General features: G+C 57.2%; 18 protein-coding genes and 1 tRNA gene. 5 read left to right on the forward strand and 14 right to left on the reverse strand.

Going from position 1 to position 21577, the window contains the following annotated elements:
- The first annotated feature begins 1 nt into the window (after window position 1).
- A tRNA-Asn gene (locus AAFH99_RS12100) sits at window positions 2-77 on the forward strand.
- 143 nt (window positions 78-220) lie between these two features.
- Here AAFH99_RS12100 and AAFH99_RS12105 read toward each other — a convergent pair.
- The 14 genes from AAFH99_RS12105 to gyrA all read right to left on the reverse strand — a co-directional run bounded on the left by AAFH99_RS12105 (window position 221) and on the right by gyrA (window position 17444).
- Window positions 221-2215, reverse strand: coding sequence for a polysaccharide biosynthesis protein (locus AAFH99_RS12105; RefSeq protein WP_406827866.1), 1995 nt, complete (start codon window positions 2213-2215; stop codon window positions 221-223).
- Window positions 2216-2323: 108 nt separating this feature from the next.
- Window positions 2324-3238, reverse strand: a complete 915-nt coding sequence (locus AAFH99_RS12110; protein ID WP_406827867.1) for an MraY family glycosyltransferase — start codon at window positions 3236-3238, stop codon at window positions 2324-2326.
- Window positions 3238-4194 (reverse strand): NAD-dependent epimerase/dehydratase family protein, encoded by a 957-nt coding sequence (locus AAFH99_RS12115; protein WP_406827868.1) that lies wholly within the window; start codon window positions 4192-4194, stop codon window positions 3238-3240. The genes AAFH99_RS12110 and AAFH99_RS12115 overlap by 1 nt, the downstream gene beginning before the upstream one ends.
- 64 nt (window positions 4195-4258) lie before the next feature.
- Window positions 4259-4555 (reverse strand): ComEA family DNA-binding protein, encoded by a 297-nt coding sequence (locus AAFH99_RS12120; RefSeq protein ID WP_043317851.1) that lies wholly within the window; start codon window positions 4553-4555, stop codon window positions 4259-4261.
- A gap of 158 nt (window positions 4556-4713) precedes the next feature.
- On the reverse strand, window positions 4714-5424 hold the full coding sequence (gene pyrF, locus AAFH99_RS12125; protein ID WP_406827869.1) for an orotidine-5'-phosphate decarboxylase: 711 nt from the start codon (window positions 5422-5424) through the stop codon (window positions 4714-4716).
- A 53-nt stretch (window positions 5425-5477) separates the two neighbouring features.
- Window positions 5478-6668: a lipopolysaccharide assembly protein LapB gene (gene lapB / locus AAFH99_RS12130; protein ID WP_043315887.1), complete on the reverse strand. Its 1191-nt coding sequence runs from the start codon at window positions 6666-6668 to the stop codon at window positions 5478-5480.
- A gap of 1 nt (window position 6669) precedes the next feature.
- Window positions 6670-6978 (reverse strand): lipopolysaccharide assembly protein LapA domain-containing protein, encoded by a 309-nt coding sequence (locus tag AAFH99_RS12135; protein ID WP_231491409.1) that lies wholly within the window; start codon window positions 6976-6978, stop codon window positions 6670-6672.
- A 97-nt stretch (window positions 6979-7075) separates the two neighbouring features.
- Window positions 7076-7384, reverse strand: a complete 309-nt coding sequence (gene ihfB, locus AAFH99_RS12140; protein ID WP_043315886.1) for an integration host factor subunit beta — start codon at window positions 7382-7384, stop codon at window positions 7076-7078.
- Window positions 7385-7524: 140 nt separating this feature from the next.
- Complete coding sequence (rpsA, locus tag AAFH99_RS12145; protein ID WP_043315884.1) at window positions 7525-9204, reverse strand: 30S ribosomal protein S1; 1680 nt, start codon at window positions 9202-9204, stop codon at window positions 7525-7527.
- Window positions 9205-9410: 206 nt separating this feature from the next.
- Window positions 9411-10088, reverse strand: a complete 678-nt coding sequence (gene cmk / locus AAFH99_RS12150) for a (d)CMP kinase (protein WP_043315882.1) — start codon at window positions 10086-10088, stop codon at window positions 9411-9413.
- A 77-nt stretch (window positions 10089-10165) separates the two neighbouring features.
- A complete protein-coding gene (locus AAFH99_RS12155) occupies window positions 10166-12439 on the reverse strand; it encodes a bifunctional prephenate dehydrogenase/3-phosphoshikimate 1-carboxyvinyltransferase (protein ID WP_406827870.1) in 2274 nt (757 codons plus the stop codon).
- Entirely contained in the window at window positions 12440-13543 is a 1104-nt protein-coding gene (gene pheA, locus AAFH99_RS12160; protein WP_043315879.1) for a prephenate dehydratase, read from the reverse strand. It abuts the gene before it with no gap.
- Window positions 13544-13590: 47 nt separating this feature from the next.
- On the reverse strand, window positions 13591-14670 hold the full coding sequence (gene serC / locus AAFH99_RS12165) for a 3-phosphoserine/phosphohydroxythreonine transaminase (protein WP_406827871.1): 1080 nt from the start codon (window positions 14668-14670) through the stop codon (window positions 13591-13593).
- 191 nt (window positions 14671-14861) lie between these two features.
- Window positions 14862-17444, reverse strand: a complete 2583-nt coding sequence (gyrA, locus tag AAFH99_RS12170) for a DNA gyrase subunit A (RefSeq protein ID WP_043317845.1) — start codon at window positions 17442-17444, stop codon at window positions 14862-14864.
- Window positions 17445-17684: 240 nt separating this feature from the next.
- Between gyrA and AAFH99_RS12175 the strand changes: the two genes are divergently transcribed.
- From AAFH99_RS12175 to AAFH99_RS12190, 4 genes are all read left to right on the forward strand, one after another.
- A complete protein-coding gene (locus AAFH99_RS12175) occupies window positions 17685-19046 on the forward strand; it encodes a TRZ/ATZ family hydrolase (protein WP_406827872.1) in 1362 nt (453 codons plus the stop codon).
- Window positions 19047-19239: 193 nt separating this feature from the next.
- On the forward strand, window positions 19240-19944 hold the full coding sequence (gene ubiG, locus AAFH99_RS12180; protein WP_043315875.1) for a bifunctional 2-polyprenyl-6-hydroxyphenol methylase/3-demethylubiquinol 3-O-methyltransferase UbiG: 705 nt from the start codon (window positions 19240-19242) through the stop codon (window positions 19942-19944).
- 18 nt (window positions 19945-19962) lie between these two features.
- Window positions 19963-20628 carry an HAD family hydrolase gene (locus AAFH99_RS12185; protein ID WP_043315874.1) on the forward strand — a complete coding sequence of 222 codons (666 nt, stop codon included), beginning with the start codon at window positions 19963-19965 and terminating at the stop codon, window positions 20626-20628.
- A gap of 54 nt (window positions 20629-20682) precedes the next feature.
- On the forward strand, window positions 20683-21453 hold the full coding sequence (locus tag AAFH99_RS12190; RefSeq protein WP_406827873.1) for a YciK family oxidoreductase: 771 nt from the start codon (window positions 20683-20685) through the stop codon (window positions 21451-21453).
- Window positions 21454-21577 lie beyond the last annotated feature (124 nt).

Genomic DNA, 21577 nt, shown 5'->3' on the forward strand with positions numbered 1-21577 from the left:
TTCCGCCTTAGCTCAGTTGGTAGAGCAAATGACTGTTAATCATTGGGTCGCTGGTTCGAGCCCAGCAGGCGGAGCCAAACAAAAAACCCCGTACCCTAACCGGTTACGGGGTTTTTTATTGCCTGACGTTTGGTGGCCTCGGCAGGCACTTTGATTGGACCTTTATTCCGGGAATACGGAGGGGGCAAACACAATTCGCCCCACCCCACGTATCCATCAATTACACTTCCGGCACTTCGCCGGTGATTCTTTGCACCCGGCGACCACCTGACGCTACAGGCAAACGACGCACTTCTGCGCCCTCCGACACAGCACTTCCAGATACACCGGCTTCCGACAACTGCGTCCAGACTGTGTCCACCAACTCCTGTTTCGGCGTATAGTCTTTCACCGCTTCAATCAACAGGCGATGCACCGCAGCACAATCCTGGCGCGCGCAGGCGTCTTTCAGCTCGACCATAAACGACTGAAGCTGCTCACTGGGCAGGCGCTCCTCTTCGGCGCGCATGATCATAGGGTGATCGGTTCCCGCAACCGCATCCCCCAGCAATAACTCTTCGTAAAGCTTCTCACCCGGGCGCAACCCGGAAATCTGAATTTCGATATCGCCATCGGGGTTGGCCTCATCGCGCACGGTGTGACCCATAATCTGAATCAGACGCCGGGCAATATCCAGAATGCGAACCGGTTCACCCATATCCAGCACAAAGACTTCCCCTTTGCGCCCCATGCTTCCCGCCTGCAGCACCAGCTGTGCCGCTTCAGGAATGGTCATAAAGAAACGGGTCACCTTGGGGTGGGTCACCGTCACCGGGCCGCCGGCATTGATCTGGTCGGTAAACAGCGGAATAACCGAGCCTGAAGAACCCAGTACATTTCCGAAACGCACCATGCAAACCCGGGTACGCCCGAAACGACGCCCAAAATCCTGACAGATCAACTCGGCAAGGCGCTTGGTCGCTCCCATGACATTGGTCGGGCGCACCGCCTTATCCGTGGAAACCAGTACAAACTGCTCCACGCCGTACGCCTCGGCAGCTTCCAGCACGGCGAGAGTACCCAGCACATTATTCTCGGCACCCACCACCACATTCTGCTCCACCAGCGGCACATGCTTGTAGGCCGCCGCGTGATAGATGGTGTGCACTTCGAATGACTGGATAATCTCGGCAACCCGCCCGCGATTACGAACATCCCCCAACAGCGCTGTCACTTCCACTTGCAGGCCTTCATCCTGCTGCTGTTGCTGTAACTCGCGCTCGATCTGGTACAGGGAGAACTCTGAAGACTCGAGCATTATCAGCTTGGCAGGTGCCCACTGGATAATCTGGCGACAAAGCTCCGAGCCGATAGAGCCGCCCGCCCCTGTCACCATCACCACCTTGCCGGTAATGGATGCTGAGACCAGCTCTTTCTGCGGCTCAACCGGGGCACGCCCCAGGATGTTTTCATAAATCTGGGAGACATCGGATACGCGGCCGGCACTGTCTACCAACTCCTCCATACCCGGAATCACTTTCACCACGATACCGCGCTCACGCAGACTGCGAGTGATCTCTCGACGACGACGCTTGGGCACGCCGGGCATTGCCAGCAGGATTTCGGAAATGTCCCGCTCGGCAATCACTTCGTGGATATTGGCCGGGCTATAAACCAATACACCATCAATCAGCGTATTCTGCTTGGAGGCGTTGTCGTCAAAAAAAGCGACGGTCTTGTACATCTCGCCGTGAATCAGCCCCTTGTACAGCTGCAGGCCAGCGGTACCCGCACCGTAAATTGCAACGCGAGTTTTGTGAATTTCCAGCGCCATCTGGTAGTAGACACGCACCAACCAGCGGGAACCACCCACGGTAATCAGCGCGAAACACCAGTAAATGACCGGGACAGAGCGCGGCACACCGGCATAGGTGAGGTAGGAAGCCACCGCCAAGACCACGGCAGACGCCGTCACGCCCTGCAGCACAGCCACAATAGCCTGCTGACCCATGTAGCGGATTACCGTGCGATACAACCCCAGGCGGAGGAAAATAAAACTACTGGAAATGAGTGTCATGGCCAGACACAACGCCATAGCGGGCTCGGTGACCGTGCCAGCACCATTAAAGCGAATGGTCATGGCCAGTAAAAACGCAGCCGTGAGCATCAGCAGGTCATAGCAGAGCATCAAAAACGGCTTGTAGTTTTTTTGCGCAGCTTTATAAAAGCTTTTCACCAACCCCCCAAAAAATTCCTTTACCGGGCACCACAGGCCCTCCCACAAACACAAACAACCGAAATGCCCTTTACGTCATTTACCCTTCGCAACCACTTTGTGGGGCCGTCAAGCCACCCCGGATGCTACCAGCACCAGGGCTAACAAAGACGTGCTCACCATCACGGCCACTTCGATAAACAATGACGTTTTCACGCCGTGCTTCAGTGCCATCCGCTGGTAAAAATGCTGGCGATGCGCTTCCCACCAGCGCTCTCTGCGCAGCATTCTGATGATCAGGGTAACCGTGGCATCCAGCCAGAACGGCAGAAATATCAGCAACGGAACCACCAACCCAAAGGCGCCCTGCTGCCAGCCTGCCACACTCACTGCAAAAACCGCCAGACCGATTACGGTTGAGCCGGCATCACCGAGGAAAATTTGTGCACGCGGCCAATTGTAGTACAAAAAAACGACACTACTTGTTGCGACCAACAGGCAAATAATTCCGATTTGCGGCACATTTCTCAAAAAGCAGATCGCACCCAACGCTGCAAAGCCGATCGCCGTCATACTCCCGGCAAACCCGTCCATGCCATCCATAAAGTTATACAGATTGACAACCCAGACGCCGGTCAGGACCAACAGCGGCCATATAACCCAGGACAATGGCGTAACAAACGGCAGCGCCAACGAATACAGCAAGACCATTACGGATAAAATCTGTACAGAGAAACGCAATCGCGCGCTCAGCGAGCGCAAATCATCGGCCACAGAAACCAGCAGTAACGCGATAAAGGCAAAAACGATGCCAGGTTGAAATTCCGGCTGACTTAGCAGTAATCCGACAGAGGTGCCAGTCAGCAGCCCCCAACCCCCAGTTCTCGGCACCGGCGTTTCATGTAGGGAGCGGTGATTCGGCGCATCCAAGGCAAATTCACGCAGCCGGGTTAGAAGCAGTCGCAACACCATCGCGGCGACGGCGCCGGACACTGCGCAATAAATAAGCAGCGACCACCAACCGTGATCAAAATACGCCCCCATCAACGATCCCCGTCCAAGCCCCGTAAATACTGACTGTAGCGTCGATTTGCGCGCCAATTCAGTGCATTTTTTATTCGCGCTGAACTATATAGCTCGCTCCTTTGAACATCAAGGAAACCTGTCTTAACTCCCACAAGCGCAAGCAGCCGAGCCGGCACCAACAGAACAGCCGCTCCGAAGCGACTACTTTTTATACGCCGCCCGCTGGCGACAGAGGCAATCCTGGCAAGATCATAAAATTGCGGCTCTGCCGCGATAAAGGTTTCCCGGTCACTATTGGATTCCACGACCAGGTAGATAGCCGACAGCAAGTCTTCCAGCGCTACAAAACTCCGCCAACCGGTTGCGGGCACCCACGGAAATAACTGCCCCCAGGCTCGAAACCTCTGCCGCCAGGCATAGGCCCTCTTCGCCTTTACCGCTTCAGCACCCCGCCCTGAAGTGCCGGCAGATGACACATACTCACCATAAACGGCCGCGGGCCGCAGAATGTTGACACGAATAGTAGCCCCTGATGCCAGAAGCTTTTGCTCTGCGCGCCATTTACTATTGCCGTAAACATCGGGCGCCGGCTCACCAGCCCACTCGCCAGCGATCTCTCCATCAGGAGGAACAACCGCCTTTACACTGGAAAGGTAAAGGAATGATTCTGCCTGTGCGCTTTCAGCCGCCTGTAGTATTGCCAATGGGAGCTGGTAATTAACCTCGTTCGCGCGCGCTGGGTGCCGCCGGCAATCTCTGGCCGAAGACAAGCCCGCTGCAAACACCACTCTGTCACCAGCAGAGAACAGTTCCGCGCAAGTATCAGGACAGTAATTCTCAACCTGTCGGTGGCTCACTCCGCCGGGGCCAAAGGGCTGGCGAGATACCGAGCACACGGAAAAACCGGCGGCCACCAGATACCGGCAGAGCGCCTCGCCGATGTAACCCGAACTTCCAACTACCACCCATCGCATGCGCGCGATCCACTCCCCGGTCAAAAAAAGAAACAGCGCCCTGGGGCGCTGTTTTGGTACTTATTTACAACTGGATCCGATCTCTATTCTTCTCCAGCGTGGCTACGCCGATCCCCTTGATTTCGAGAAGCTCTTCAACGCTGGAAAAGCTACCGTTTTCTTCTCGATACTGGACGATCAGCTCTGCACGCGCCGCCCCTACGCCATCCAGTGCTGCGGACAATTCTTCCGCTGTGGCAGTATTCAGGTTCACGACCTGCACTTCCTGCGCCGGCATATCTTCGGCGAATACAGCCGGTACATTGACCAGCAACATGGAAAGGGCAAATAGTGCAGCAAGAGGGAAACGAAACAGTTTCATGGCAAATTCCTTTTTGTAATTGCTCAAAGTGTTATGGTCTTCAATCCGTGGGACCACAAACCTCCCCAGGCGGAAGCACTCTAGCAAACTATCTGCAACCTTTTGAGCCCTGAGCCATTACACGCCATTACACCGCGTTACACCGGTTTACATTACGATCAATGGCCCGCCAATTCCCGCACGATCGCCTGCAGCGCTCCAGCTGGATCTTCCGCCGCGGTGATCGGGCGACCAATCACCAGATAGTCAGAGCCGTTTTTCACTGCATCTGCCGGCGTTACGATACGACGCTGGTCGTCTGCTGCCGCACCCGCCGGACGAATACCGGGGGTCACCAGCGCAAAATTCTTGCCGCATGCAGCTTTGAGCGCACCCGCTTCACGCGCAGAACAGACAACACCATCAAGGCCACTTTCCTGAGCAAGCCTGGCCAGCGCGGTAACCTGCTCACCCAGAGCACGCGTCACCCCTACCGGCGCCAGCTCTTCCTCGGCGATACTGGTCAGCACGGTTACCCCGATCAGCAGCGGGCGCCTGTCGCCAAAGGACTCCAGGGCGTCGCGAGCGGCGCGCATCATTCTCTCGCCGCCGGAGGCGTGCACATTTACCATCCAGACACCGAGATTGGCGGCCGCACGTACAGCGGCCGCCACCGTATTCGGAATATCGTGAAATTTCAGATCGAGAAACACGTCAAAGTCCAACGCCACCAGCTGTCGTACCAGCTCCGGGCCGGTGATGGTAAACAGTTCTTTTCCGACTTTGACACGGCAGACTGCCGGATCCAGTTGCGCGGCCATCGCCAGAGCGTCGTCGGCATTATCGTAATCCAGAGCCACGATAACCGGAGAAGAAACAGATTCAGTCAATGAACACCTCAGTGTCAGGAATGGGTGAAAGAAATAAGTCGGCCGGACCGGAGCTATTCGCCCTCAATCCCTTTGACCGAGCGCACGGTATCCCAACGCTTGCAGCTGGGACACAGCCAGTGCAGTTGATTGCCGGAAAAACCGCAGTGATTACAGCGGTAGTGAGGACGGCTTGCAATCAGCTGATCGATCAGGTTTTTCAGCAGGTACAGGTTCTCTCGAGAGCGCCCTTCAGTACTGTCGATATGCAGGTTCAGAAAATGGCCCAGGCCACGCAGTGAAGGACGTAGCGCGAGCTGCTTACCCATAAAGGCCGCCGCTTCCGCTTCACTCTGCTGCTGATGAATACGCTCTGCCAGCGCGATCAACACACTATTTGTGGGGTGCTCTCTCTGCAGCGCCTCAAGATAGCGCTCGAGCCCCCGCTCGTCGCCTAGCGCGTCGTAGCAGGTAATCAGTAATTCAAGGATTTCCGGGATGTAATCCGGATTCTGTTTGGGCACCCGCTCTAACACACGAATCGCTTCCTGTGGGCGCCCCAGAATATGCTCCAGCCGACCCAGCAGCAGATTGGCACGCACCGAGTGCTTGTCGTATCCCAGCGCCGCGTCAATATGTTTACGCGCGCTCAGGTAGTCCTTGCCATTGATCGCCTCTTCCGCCAGTTCACAACAGAAATGCGCCTGAATAGGCGCCCATTCGCTGGACAATCGCTTGAAGCGACGGCCGTGCAGTAGGTTAACTGCATGAATACCTTTGGCCCACTCCCGTTCATCTCGATAAACCTCAACCAGATATTCAAGACTGGTATTACGCAGCTCAGAAGACGTTTCCACCAGCTCCTGCAACAAACGCTCTGCTCTGTCGAGCCAACCGGCGGCGATATAGTCCCGCGCCAGTTCCAGTTGCGCCTTTTGCTGGCTGATACGATTAAGGCTGGGGCGTGCGAGCAGGTTCTGATGCACCCGAATAGCCTGGTCGTGCTCCCCGCGTTTACGCAGCAGGTTGCCGAGGGCAAGGTGGGTTTCAAAGGTGGCGCTACTGACTTCAAGCGAGTCAATGAACTTTTCGATGGCGTCGCCGTGGCGCTCACTCAAGAGGTAATTCAACCCCTGCGCATAAGACTGCGCCAGGGCTTGGTGCTCGTTATTCTTGGCACCCTTTTTCTTGCCACTCTTGCGACCGAGATACCACCCAATGGCAATAGCCGCAAAAATGAAAATGAAAAATATCAGGTCGCTCAAACTACTCTCCGGCAACCTGTCGACGCACCGTATGCAACTCGCGCTCGGTGCGCAGTAATTGGCGCTCCAGGCCTTTCACCCGACGCCGCTCAGTCCAATAAGGCAGAAGACTGGCGAGAAACCCGAGCAAGGCACCGATCAGCAGGAAACCGATCAGCCAGAAGCCGACACTGCCCGCAAATAGGGGATATCCCGCAAATCGGGGGGTAATGCTTTCGGGGTTATCGACTGCAAAATATACACCCAGCGCAATACACGCCAGTGCCAATATCCCGAACAGCAAACGCGATATCCAGCGCAGAAATGACAAGTGAACCTCCGGTTCCGGAAGGAATGTGAAAATCTAAAAGTCCGTTACAGTGTTAGCCCACTGTGACCAGCTCAGCAATGGAATCCTCGTCCGCGACTTACGCGTCCTCGTAGACATCCCGCTTCATCTGCTGGTTTACCCTATCCCTGAGTTCTTTTCCCGGTTTGAAGTGCGGAACATATTTGCCCGCCAGCTCCACGGAGTCACCGGTTTTCGGGTTGCGCCCGGTGCGCGGCGCGCGATAATGCAGGGAAAAGCTGCCAAAACCGCGAATTTCTATACGCTCCCCTTCTGCCAGAACACTCGACATAGTGTCCAGCATGACTTTGACCGCCAGTTCAACATCCTTAACCGGCAGCTGATCCAACCTCAGAGCAATTTTCTCGATCAGTTCAGACTTGGTCATGCAGTCCGCAATCCTTTCTAAGTCATTGATTATTCTGGAATAGCGGCAATCATCTAATAGAAAGCCGGACTGGGCAACCCCAGTCCGGCTTTCGCATAGCCTCAGCTCATTGAGCCAAAACCATTGATAACAAAACCTTATCAGTCTTTGTTATTCATCTGCGCCTTGATCAGGTCACCGATAGTCGCCGGCTGAACCTGTTCAGCCTGCTTCTTGCTGTGATCCTTGATCGCTTGCTTCTCATCGTCCTGATCTTTGGCTTTGATGGAGAGGCTGATCACGCGGTTCTTGCGATCCACGCTGGTGATCTTGGTCTCTACTTCTTCGCCTTCTTTCAGAGCGTTGCGCGCATCTTCAACCTTGTCGCGGCTGATTTCGGAAGCGCGCAGTACGCCTTCCACTTCGTCCGCCAGGGTGATAATGGCTTGCTTGGCATCAACTTCTTTGATGGTACCCATTACGATGCTGCCGCGATCGTTGGTGGCTACGTAATCAGAGAACGGATCGGATTCCAGCTGCTTGATACCCAGGGAGATACGCTCACGGTCGGAGTCGATACCCAGGATAACGGTTTCCAGCTCGTCACCTTTCTTGAACTTGCGCACGGCTTCTTCGCCAGCTTCGTTCCAAGAGATGTCGGACAGGTGAACCAGACCGTCGATGCTGCCGTCCAGACCGATGAAGATACCGAAGTCGGTGATGGACTTGATCTTACCGGAGATCTTGTCGCCTTTAGCGAATTTACGCGCAAAGGCATCCCACGGGTTCTCTTGACACTGCTTGATACCCAGGGAAATACGACGACGCTCTTCGTCGATATCCAGAATCATTACCTCGACCTCGTCGCCAACATTGACAACTTTGGACGGGTGAATGTTCTTGTTGGTCCAATCCATTTCGGAAACGTGTACCAGACCTTCCACACCTTCTTCCAGCTCGGCGAAGCAGCCGTAGTCGGTCAGGTTGGTGACAACCGCTTTCACGCGGCTGTTTTCCGGGTAACGCTGCTTGATGGATACCCAAGGATCTTCGCCCAGTTGCTTCAGGCCCAGGGATACACGGCTGCGCTCGCGGTCGAACTTCAGTACTTTTACTTCGATCTCGTCGCCAACATTCACGATCTCGCTCGGGTGCTTGATGCGCTTCCAAGCCATATCGGTAATGTGCAGCAGGCCGTCGATACCGCCCAGATCTACGAAAGCACCGTAGTCGGTCAGGTTCTTCACGATACCTTTGATCGCCATGCCTTCTTGCAGGCTGGCCAGCAGGGCTTCACGCTCTTCGCTGTTGGCTGCTTCCATCACGGCGCGACGGGAAACAACAACGTTGTTGCGCTTGGCGTCCAGCTTGATCACTTTAAAGTCGAGCTCTTTGCCTTCCAGGTGCGCGGTGTCGCGAACCGGGCGAACGTCTACCAGAGAACCCGGCAGGAACGCGCGGATGTTCGCAACGTCAACAGTAAAGCCACCTTTAACCTTGCCGCTGATAACACCCTTGACCACTTCGTCTGCAGCGTGTGCAGCGTCGAGGATTTTCCAGGCTTCAGCGCGCTTGGCTTTTTCGCGGGACAGACGGGTTTCACCGAAGCCATCTTCTACGGCTTCCAGGGCAACCTGTACTTCGTCGCCGATCTGCAGATCGACTTCGCCTTTTTCGTTTTTGAATTGCTCTGCAGGAATCACACCTTCAGACTTCAGGCCCGCGTGAACGGTAACCCAGTCTTTATCGATGTCGATAACCATTCCGGTCACGATAGCGCCAGGCGCCATCTCGACACTCTTCAAGCTTTCTTCAAATAACTCAGCAAAGTTCTCGGTCATTACTCATACCTATTTAGGTGGGCCCGGCCGCGGATGACTGTAAAACGTAGTCGATCTTCAGCTCAGACCCCGCCGCGCTGCCAGCACGCGGGCTAGATTACGACAGCGGCCGGGCAATTCTGGCTGATCCCGGCCGCTGACGTTAGAAACAGATTGTTTGGACTGATCACTACCGGTGCGCTTTAGCACCCTGTTGTCAGTCTGGCTCAACTGATACGTTCTTGTACCAATTCGAGCACTTGTTGCAGAACACCCTCTATATCGATGTCCGTGCTATCCAGCACCACGGCGTCTTCTGCGGGGGCCAGAGGGGAGGTTGCGCGGTTCATATCCCGGTCGTCCCGGGCGCGGATGTCCTCCAGCAGGTCGCGGAGGCTAACAGAAACACCCCTACCCTGCAACTGATCGAAGCGGCGGCGGGCGCGCTCTTCCGCACTGGCCGTCAGGAACACTTTGACCGGCGCGTCAGGGAACACGGTGGTGCCCATATCACGCCCGTCGGCGACGAGCCCCGGCAACTCGCGAAAATCCCGCTGCCGCTGCAGCAGCGCTTCACGCACAGCGGGTAAAGCCGCCACTTTGGACGCCGCCATGCTGACGCGCTCCATACGGATATCGCGGCTGACATCTTTACCAGCCAACACCGCACTGACTTCGCCGCCGGCAATGGCGAAGCGGATATCGAGGTTGGCAGCTATCTCTGCCACCCTCTTCTCATCCGCCAGATCTACCTCCGCATCCAAAGCGGCCAGCGCGGTCAAACGGTACAGCGCCCCGGAATCCAGCAGCGAATAGCCGAGCTTGTCTGCGACCAGCTTGGCAATGGTGCCTTTACCGGAGCCGCTCGGGCCGTCGATGGTGATTACAGGGGCTTTGGTGGTCATATCAGTCTCACGAAATCCAGTACTACTTTAGTTAGCCGCGATGGCCTCTGGCAGAGATTCTGCCACTTCCCAGGAAACTAACCCAGGGAAACTACCCGCAGGTTCATACCCGCACCTTTCGCCAGTTCGGCAAAATTGGGGAAGGAGGTGGCCACGTTGGCGCAGTGCTTGATACGGATATCCGCACCGGCACGCAGAGCGGCTACCGCGAAGGACATGGCAATACGGTGATCGCCAAGACTATCCACCTCACCGCCACCAAATACCGCGCCTTCACCACCTTTACCCTGAATCACGATGCCATCCGCAGTCGGCTTGGCATCCACACCCAGAACTTCGAGGCCGTCGGCCATGGCCTGAATGCGATCACTCTCTTTGACCCGAAGCTCTTCCGCACCGGTCAGCACAGTCTCACTCTCGGCACAGGAAGCGGCGACAAAGATCGCCGGAAATTCGTCGATGGCCAGGGGCACCTGGTCTTCCGGAATTTTGATGCCTTTCAAAGGGGCGTAGCGCACACGGATATCCGCCACCGGCTCACCGCCCACTTCGCGCTGATTCTCCAGGGTTATGTCGGCACCCATGGCGCGCAGGATATTGATGGCACCGTCGCGGGTCGGGTTGATACCCACGTGCTGCAGCAGCACGTCGGAGCCCGGTGCGATGGAAGCCGCCACCATAAAGAAGGTGGCAGAAGAAATATCCGCGGGCACATCGATGTGGCCAGCGGTCAGTTTGCCACCGCCTTTCAGGCTGGCGCGGGGACCGTCACGCTGCACTTCATAGCCGAAGCCCGACAGCATACGCTCGGTGTGATCGCGAGTTGGCGCCGGCTCGGTCGTACTGGTTTCACCATCGGCGTACAGGCCCGCCAGTAACACACAGGATTTTACCTGGGCGCTGGCCATGGGCAGGGTGTAATCGATGGCCTTGAGCGCATTACCCCCTTTGATCTTGAGCGGCGGACGCCCTTCCTCTCCGGTCTCCACCACCGCACCCATTTCACGCAGCGGGTTGGCCACACGGTTCATCGGGCGCTTGGACAGGGATTCGTCACCGGTCAGCACGGTATCGAACTTCTGTCCGGCGAGCAGGCCCGCCAGCAGACGCATGGAAGTGCCGGAGTTACCCACGTACAGAGGCCCGGGAGGCGCCTGCAGACCGTGCATGCCCACGCCGTGAATGGTAACGCGGCCGTTGACCGGCCCCTCAATCACCACACCCATATCGCGGAACGACTGCAGCGTGGCGAGGGCATCTTCCCCTTCCAGGAACCCTTCCACCTCAGTGACGCCTTCCGCCAGGGAACCCAGCATGATCGAGCGGTGAGACATGGACTTGTCACCAGGCACTCGTAGGTCGCCATTTACCGCACCGCCCGGTTGGGCAATAAAAGTTACTTCCTTCGCTTCCATAGTTTCCGTATACGCTTTTTTGGCCAGCATTTTGGTGAAGTGATCCCGCGCCGCCTTGGCTCGGGTAAATACCCCCATCAGCTGCTCGCTGTCGCCGCTGGCAATGGCACTGCGCAGAGAACCCAGATTGGAGGTGTAGAGATCGATGGATTTCAGAATGGCATCGCGATTGGCCAGCATTATATCCCGCCACATCACCGGATCACTGGAAGCGATACGGGTGAAATCGCGGAAACCGCCGGCCGCGTAACGAAAAATATTTTCGTTCTCCGCATCATGGGCCAGGGTATCGACAAGACCGAAAGCGATCACATGAGGCAAATGACTGGTAGCGGCGAGCACTTCGTCGTGCTCATCGACCGGCATACTCAGCACTTCTGCACCCACCGCTTCCCACATTTTCCGAATGCGGTGTACATGCTCATCCGCGGTATTTTCCATCGGTGTGAGAATAATGCGGTGCGCGATATAGAGATCGTCGCGAGCGGCGGTCACCCCACTCTGCTCGGAGCCGGCGATGGGGTGGCCCGGCACCAGAAATTCTGGCACTTCGCCCCAGACATTTTTTGCCGCGGCAATCACGCTGCCCTTTACGCTGGCACCATCGGTAATGGTGACACCCGCAGGTACCCGGTCTTTTAGCTGGGCGAATACCGCCTCGACCGTCAGCGTAGGTACCGCTACGAAAATTACATCCCCAGCTTCCAGCTCCGGCAGAATTTCCGCGATATCAGTAACGGCGCGATCGACCACACCCAGCGCCACTGCCTGCTCACAGGTCTGGGGGCGGCGGGCAACGCCAATAACCTCACGACAACCACTGGCCGCCTTCAATCCCAGCGCGAGACTGCCACCAATCAAACCAATACCGACCACGACCAAACGGCCAATCCCGGCTGCTGCATCCTGACCCGCCAACGTCCCTGCTTCCGGCATTTACAGAACTCCGCGGGGGTAGGAGCCCAGCACTTTCATATCCGATGCGCAGGCACCCACATCCTTAAGCGCCGCGGCGATATTCTCGGTATCGCGGTGACCGACAAAGTCGATGAAGAATACGTACGTCCAGTTGCCACTCTGGGACGGACGGGTTTCCACACGGGTCAGATCAATTTTGTGGGTCTGGAATGGCACCAGCAGATCGTGCAAGGCACCCGGCTCGTTGCGCATGGAGACCATTAGAGAAGTCTTGTCATCGCCACTGGCGGGCACAGCCTGAGTCCCGATAATGAGGAAGCGGGTGGAGTTGTCCGGGCGATCTTCAATTTTCTCATTAAGGATCTTCAGGCCGTACATCTCCGCAGCCATATCGCCGGCGATGGCCGCCGCATTCCACTCACCTTTGACGCGCTTGGCGGCTTCTGCATTACTGGCCACCGCTACCCGTTCCACATTCGGATAGTAGGAATCCAACCATTTGCGACACTGGGCCAGGCTTTGTGCATGAGAGTAGATGCGGGTAATGGATTCCTTGCGGGTGATATCGGAAATCATCAGGTGCTGGTGGATACGCAGCTCCACCTCCCCACAGATTTTCAGGTTGGACGTCATAAAGTTGTCCAGGGTGTGGTTCACCACACCCTCGGTGGAGTTCTCCACCGGCACTACACCGTAATTTACCGCACCGGCTTCCACTTCGCGGAACACTTCATCGATGGCCGCCAGCGGCTTGGAAACCGCAGAATGCCCGAAATGCTTCAATGCCGCCTGCTGGGTAAAGGTGCCTTCCGGCCCCAGGTAGGCGACCTTGATGGGCTCTTCCAACGCCAGGCAGGCAGACATAATTTCACGGAACAGCCGCGCCATCTCCTCATTGGTCAGCGGCCCCTGATTGCGCTCCATGGCACGACGCAGTACCTGCGCCTCGCGCTCGGGACGGTAGTAGAGTGCGTTCTCACCGTTCTTTTTTTTGACTTCTGCCACTTCCAGCGCACAGTTGGCGCGCTCGGAAATGAGCTTCGCAATGTCGCTATCGAGACTGTCGATACGATCACGCAGTTCGAGCAGGCGCGGGTCCTGCTTGGGCTTATCTTCAGACATAACTATCGCCCTCTTACCTAATCCTTCCAATCAATATCCGGCTGCAATCAGCCGTTGCGCTGTTCGAAGTCCGCCATAAAGGCGACCAGAGCCTCAACCGCTGCCAAAGGCACCGCGTTATACAGGGAAGCACGCATACCACCCACGGAACGATGCCCCTTGAGGTTCAGCAGGCCTGCCGCTTCAGACTCTTCGAGGAACAGCTTGTCCAGTTTTTCGTCTGCCAGCACGAACGGCACATTCATGCGCGAGCGGCTTTCCTTCGAAACCGGACTGGAAAAGAAATCGCTGCGGTCGAGGAAGTCATACAGCAATGCAGACTTCTTCTTACTCAGCTCCGCCATGGCGGCAACGCCACCCTGCGCTTTCAACCATTTGAATACCAGTCCAGACAGGTACCAGGCGAAAGTCGGCGGTGTATTGTCCATAGAACCACCGTCTGCAGCGACCTTCCAGTTCAGGCTGCGCGGAATATCCGGCAAAGCACGATCCAACAGGTCGTCGCGCACGATACCCACCGCAATTCCGGACGGACCGATATTTTTCTGGGCGCCAGCGTAAATAAAGCCGAACTTATCCACCGGAATTTCCTGGGACAGAATGCAGGACGACATATCCGCAACCAGCGGGCTTTTTACATCCGGGATGTATGGGAACTCCACACCGCCGATGGTTTCATTCGGTGTATAGTGAAAATAAGCTGCATCATCACTTTCCTGCCAGCTATCCGCCGCCGGCGCGTAACTGAAGTTGCGGTCTTCCGATGAAGCGACAATATTCACCTGGCCATAGCGCCGTGCCTCCTTGATCGCCTTGTCCGCCCACTGCCCGGTATGAATATAGTCGGCGGACTTGCTGCCGCCCCCCAGCAGGTTCCAGGGAATGGCGCTGAATTGACCGGTGGCGCCTCCCTGCAGAAACAATACCTTGTAGTGGCTCGGGATAGCGAGCAGGTCGCGCAGGTCCTGCTCGGCGGTTTCCGCCACTTCGGTAAACTCCGGCGAGCGGTGGCTTACCTCCATCACAGAGCAGCCCAACCCCTGCCAATCCAGCAATTCTTCCTGTGCCTGCTGCAATACCGGCTCCGGCAGCGCCGCAGGTCCCGCACAGAAATTAAACTTTCTCATCGATTCACTTCCACAGAGAAAAAACAAACTTGGATAAATTCTTTGGCCTCAGACGCAATGTCGAGATGGGCAAACCCCACTTTCAACACTTGCGATTACAGACCTTTCGCCACCGACACATTCCCGGCCGCTAAAGTCAAAAAAGGCCGCGAGTTTTCGCAGCCTTTTTCGAGATAAATCCGGTTCAGAGGTTACTCCTCGGCAGCGCCGCCTTCGGCTGCACCACCCTCTTCGCCCTCTTCACCTTCGGTCTCCTGAATACGCGCCAGACCAACCAGATGCTCGCCGCTCTTCAGGCGAATCACCCGAACGCCCTGGGTATTTCGACCGAGAACCGAAACCTCATCAACGCGAGTACGCACCAGGGTGCCCTGATCGGAAATCAGCATGATTTCCTCTGATGGGTGCACCTGACAGGCGCCAACCAGGGCACCGTTGCGCTCACTTTCCGCAATGGCAATCACACCCTGAGTGCCGCGCCCTTTGGTGGGGAAGTCGGAAGTCGCAGTGCGTTTACCGTAACCATTCTCGGTCACCATCATCACCGAGCCACCCTCTTCCGGGATCACCATGGCGATGACATGTACACCTTCGGCCATGCGGATACCACGCACACCACGGGAAACACGCCCCATGGAGCGTACGTTTTCTTCCGCGAAACGGGCCGCTTTACCGGCACTGGTCAGCAGCAGCACATCCTGCTTGCCATCGGTAATGGCAGTGGCAACCAAGCGATCGGTTTCTTCCAGCTCAATGGCTCGCAGGCCAACGCTACGCGGACGGGAGAATGCCGTCAGCGGGGTTTTCTTCACGGTGCCGTTGGCAGTGGCAAAGAAAATAAAGTGGTCTTCATCGTACTCGGACACCGGCATCAGGCTGCTGATGCGCTCGTCATCTTCCAGTGGCAGCATATTCACCATTGGGCGACCGCGGGAAGCGCGACCGGCGGTGGGCACCTCATACACCTTCAACCAGTACACCTTACCCTTGTTGGAGAAGCACAGAATGGTGTCATGGGAGTTGGCGATCAGCAGGTGCTCAACAAAATCTTCGTCTTTTACCTGAGTGGCAGATTTACCCATACCGCCACGGCGCTGAGCCTGGTAGTCCGCCAGCGGCTGGCTCTTGGCGTAGCCGCCGTGGGAGATGGTTACGACCTTGTCTTCGGGGGTAATCAGGTCTTCTACGGACAGATCCTGGCGGGAAGCGACGATATCGGTACGACGCTCATCGCCGTACTCTTTTTCCAGCACTTCAAGCTCTTCGCGGATTACCTGCATCAGGCGCTCGGGGCTGCCGAGAATCTCCAGGTATTCGGCGATCTGTTCCAGACGCTCGCTGTATTCCGCCAACAGCTTGTCGTGCTCCATACCGGTCAGGCGGTGCAGGCGCAGTTCGAGAATGGCCTGGGCCTGAGCCGGCGACAGATAGTAAGCGCCATCGCGCATACCAAATTCTTTCGGCAGATCATCCGGGCGGCAGGCGTCGGCACCGGCGCGCTCCAGGAACTGCTCCACTTCACCCACCGGCCAACCTTTGGCCAGCAGCGCCTCACGGGCTTCTGCCGGAGTGGCGGAGGCTTTGATCAGCTCGATGACCGGGTCGATATTGGAGATGGCAATCGCCAGACCTTCCAGAATATGACCGCGCTCACGCGCTTTGCGCAGGAGGTATACGGTACGGCGGGTCACCACTTCCTGGCGGTGACGGATAAAGTATTCCAGCAGCTGTTTCAGGTTCAGCAACTTGGGCTGGCCGTCCACCAGCGCCACCATATTGATGCCGAACACGCTTTCCAGCTGGGTCTGGGCATACAAATTGTTCAGAACCACATCACCCAGCTCACCGCGCTTAAGCTCGATCACTACGCGCAGGCCGTCTTTGTCAGACTCGTCGCGCAGCTCGGAAATGCCTTCGATTTTCTTTTCTTTAACCAGCTCGGCAATACGCTCGATCAGGCGCGCCTTGTTCAGCTGGTAGGGAATCTCGTGGATGATGATGGTTTCACGATTGGTCTTGTCATCGCGCACCACTTCCGCTTTGGCACGGATATAGATGCGTCCGCGACCTGTGCGGTACGCCATCAGGATTCCCGCACGACCATTGATGATCGCGCCGGTGGGGAAATCCGGACCCGGGATGTACTCCATCAACTCATCGATGGTCAGCTCGCTGTTATCGATCAGCGCCAGGCACCCTTTCACCACCTCACTGAGGTTGTGCGGCGGAATATTGGTGGCCATGCCCACGGCAATACCGGAAGAACCGTTGACCAGCAGATTGGGCACCCGCGACGGCAACACTTCCGGCATTTGCTCGGAGCCGTCGTAGTTATCAACAAAGTTGACGGTTTCTTTATCCAGATCCGACAACAGCTCGTGGGCGAGCTTATCCATGCGGATCTCGGTGTAACGCATCGCTGCCGCGCTGTCACCGTCGATGGAACCGAAGTTACCCTGACCGTCTACCAGCATGTAACGCAGGGAGAATGGCTGCGCCATACGCACAATGGTGTCGTACACAGCACTGTCGCCGTGCGGGTGGTATTTACCGATTACGTCACCCACCACACGGGCAGATTTTTTGTAGGGTTTGTTCCAGTCGTTTTTGAGTTCGTTCATCGCGTAGAGCACGCGCCGGTGCACCGGCTTCAGGCCATCGCGCACATCTGGCAACGCACGGCCCACAATCACGCTCATCGCATAGTCGAGGTAGGATTGCTTCAGCTCTTCTTCGATATTGATCGGAGAAATTTCTTTGGCTAATTCGCCCATATTTTCAGGCATTCCTTATCGTTAACGCCACCCGCGGGGCAGGCCCCGGCTACACCTGTAACCACCACCCTTCTCTGGGAGCGCACAGCAACAGGCTGGGAACTGGTGGGGCCAGTAAGTCACGGACCCCGATCAAGCGGGCGATTCTAGCACATCAGACGCCAAGTGCGGACTTGTTCGCGCACCTTCCCGCAGTTAAAGTCTGCGCCTTTCCAACGGAACAAAAAACACACAACAGCCATGGCAAACCGCACCGTACCCACTGAAAGAACGCACAATAAACAGGCGATCGACACCCTGATCCACGCTCGCTGGATTATTCCGGTAGTACCGGAAAAGCGACTGTACGAAAATTGCTCACTGGCGATTACTAACGGCACCATCACCGCCATCCTGCCCAGCAGTGAAGCCCGCAACCGCTTCGCACCAAAGGAAGAACGGCAGCTTGGTGATCAACTGCTTATTCCAGGGCTGATCAACACCCATAACCACGCCGCCATGAGTCTGCTGCGGGGGTTCGCCGACGACTATCCGCTGATGACGTGGCTGGAAAAACACATCTGGCCCGCGGAGCAACAGTGGGTCGGCCCGGAATTTGTCAGCGACGGCACCAGACTCGCCATGGCCGAAATGCTGCGCAGCGGCACCACTACTTTCTGCGACCAGTACTTCTTCCCGGAAGCCACCGCCGCCACCGTCCGCGAAGCCGGCATGCGCGCCCAGATCGCCTTCCCAATCATCGACTTCCCCAACAACTGGTCCAGAAATGGCGACGACGCCATCGAAAAAGGGCTGGCACTGCGGGACGATTACCGCTCCCACCACCGCATCGGCGTCGCCTTCGCCCCACATGCGCCCTACACCGTGGGCGACGAGACCCTTAAGAAAATTGCCATCTACGCCAACGAGCTGGGAATATCGGTGCAGATGCACCTGCACGAAACCGCCGGCGAAGTAGAACGCGCCGTGGCCGAGACCGGCCAACGCCCCACAAAACGACTGCACAACCTCGGCCTGCTCTCCCCTCAATTCCTGGCCGTACATATGACCGCACTGAACGACGATGACATCGCCCTGATCCAGAAAACCGGCGCCCACATCAGCCACTGCCCACGCTCCAACCTCAAGTTGGCCTCCGGATTCAGCCCGGTGGCGAAAATGCTGGAAGCCGGCATCAACGTCTCCATCGGCACCGACGGCGCCGCCAGCAACAACGGCCTCGACATGCTCGCGGAAACCAACACCGCCGCACTACTGGCCAAAGCCGTCTCCGGACAGGCCGACGCCCTCCCCGCCCACCAGGCCCTCGCCATGGCCACCATCAACGGTGCACGCGCCCTGGGCATTGACGATGTCACTGGCAGCATTGAAGTAGGCAAAGCCGCAGACCTGTGTGCCATCGACCTCAGCGCCCTGGAACAACAACCCCTGCACGACCCGCTGTCACAGCTGATCTACACCGCCAACGGTCACCATGTGCGCAATGTGTGGGTGGCCGGAAAGCAGCTGCTGAAAGACCGCAAACTCACCACACTCAATGAAGAAGAACTGAAGCAACGGGCGGCGAACTGGCGTGATAGAATCGCGGGTCGCACGCACTAGGCTGCTAACGAAGCCAAACACCAAGAATCGAAGCTGGCGCTCCCGGTAACCGTTTCCGGGACCGTCTGCGGCCAGGACGGCCGCAGCCGAGCCCCCATGGACGGGTTTACGGCGTGTCCCGGAAACGGTTACCGGGAGCGAAGGCGCCACTGCAGGTGGGAATAACGGACCCCACAACCTAAACAAGGCCCAAATGATCAACGTAGATCCGGCGGAAATCGCCAAATTTGAACAACTGGCCAGCCGCTGGTGGGACCAGCAGGGTGAATTCAAGCCCCTGCACGAGATCAACCCCCTGCGCGCCAATTACATCGACCAGCGCGCACCCGTCGCCGGCAAAAAACTGCTCGACGTAGGCTGTGGCGGCGGCATTCTCACCGAAGCCATGGCGCAGCGCGGCGCCGATGTCACCGGCATCGACCTCGGCGAAGCCCCACTGAACGTCGCCAAACTGCACGCCCTGGAATCCGGCGTAAAGATCGATTACCAACGCATCCCCGTGGAAGAGCTGGCCGAAAACCAGCCCGGCAGCTTCGACATCGTCACCTGCCTGGAAATGCTCGAACACGTACCGGACCCGTCTTCGGTAATCCGCGCCTGTGCCAAGCTCGTCAAACCCGGCGGCCACGTCTTCTTCTCCACCATCAACCGCACCCCCAAGGGGTGGCTGTTTGCCGTGGTCGGAGCCGAATACGTCCTACGCATGCTGCCCAAAGGCACCCACGAATACGGCAAATTTATTCGCCCGTCAGAACTGGGGCGCTGGGTACGGGAAGCAGACCTGCAAACCCGCGACATCACCGGTATGACCTACAATCCCCTCACCAAACAGTACAAACTGAATCCGAGGGACGTCGACGTCAACTACCTGATGCACACCATTCGCCCCGCCGAATAAATCCAGAATTACCCGACTATGAAAGCTGTACTCTTTGATCTCGACGGCACCCTGTTCGACACCGCTCCAGACTTTGTGGTGGTGCTCAATCAATTGCGCGAGCAGGAAAAGCTGCCGCCTCTGGCAGACGCCACCATTCGCGAAGTGGTCTCCAATGGCGCCCGCGCCATGGTGCACCTGGGTTTCGGCGTCGACGAAGGGCAACCCGGGTTCGACATGCTGCGCCAACGCCTCCTGGACCTGTACCTGATGCACCTGGCCAAACACACCGTACCCTTTCCGGGCATTGAAAAACTGCTCAATCAACTGACGGAAAACGGTATCGCCTGGGGCGTGGTGACCAACAAACCCTCGGCCTACACCATTCCCCTGATGCAAGCCTTTGCGCACCTCCCCACCCCCGGTGCCATCATCTGCCCCGACGACGTCACCCATCGCAAACCCGACCCTGAGCCCATTCTGCTCGCCTGCAGCCGCATCGGCTGTAATCCCTCGGAAGCAATTTACGTCGGTGATCACGAGCGCGACATCATGGCAGGCCGCGCCGCCGGCATGCCCACCATCGCCTGTAGCTATGGCTATATCGATACTGGTGATGATCCGGAGAACTGGCAGGCAGACCACCTGATCCACCACGCGGAAGAGATCTGGCCGCTCTTGGAAAAACACTACCTGAACAAATGATTGCGACACGCAATCTTTACCAAACACACGCGATCAACGAGCCAGTAAAACTACATGTCTGAAACCATCACCAACGACACTGCCACGCAATATCAGGCACCCGCCGACCTGCTCAAAGAAAAAGTCATTCTGATCACCGGCGCTGGCGACGGCATCGGCCGTGTTGCCGCCAAGACCTTCGCTGCCCACGGCGCCACCGTGATCCTGCTCGGCCGCACCGTACCCAAGCTGGAAGCGGTCTATGACGAAATCGAAGCCGCGGGCGGCGCCAAGCCCGCCATTCTACCGGTGGATCTTTCCGAAGTACGCTGGGAAGAGCTGGAATACCTGGCCCAGGGTGTCGACCAGGAATTCGGTCGTTTAGATGGCCTGCTGCACAACGCAGGCGTACTCGGCCAGCGCACCCCCATGGCCAACTACCACTACGCGACCTGGCAGCAGGTGATGCAGATCAACGTGAATGCCGCGTTTGGATTGACCAAGGCAATGCTGCCACTCCTGGAAGAATCCAAAGCGGGCTCAGTGATCTTCACCGGTTCCGGGGTAGGCCTGAAAGGTCGCGCCTACTGGGGCGCTTACGCGGTTTCCAAATTCGCGACCGAAGGCATGATGCAGACCCTGGCGGATGAAGTGGACGGTGTTTCCAATATCCGGGTCAACAGTATCAACCCGGGCGCCACCCGCACCAACATGCGTGCTGTAGCCTACCCGGCGGAAGACCCCGCCTCGGTGACCACGCCGGAAGACATCATGCCTACCTATCTGTACCTGATGGGTGACGACAGCGTTGGCGTTAACGGCAAGCAGTTCAACGCTCAGGGTTGATCCCCTCCTCCCTGCAATCAATTCGAAAGATCCGGGCTGCAGTGGTGCACTGCAGCCCCGGTGATTACACTTTCCCCAATCTCGACCAACACGCATTTCAGGTCGACCGCCAGGTTCCGGGCAT

The sequence above is a fragment of the Microbulbifer sp. ARAS458-1 genome (assembly GCF_045348205.1).
GTDB lineage: Bacteria > Pseudomonadota > Gammaproteobacteria > Pseudomonadales > Cellvibrionaceae > Microbulbifer.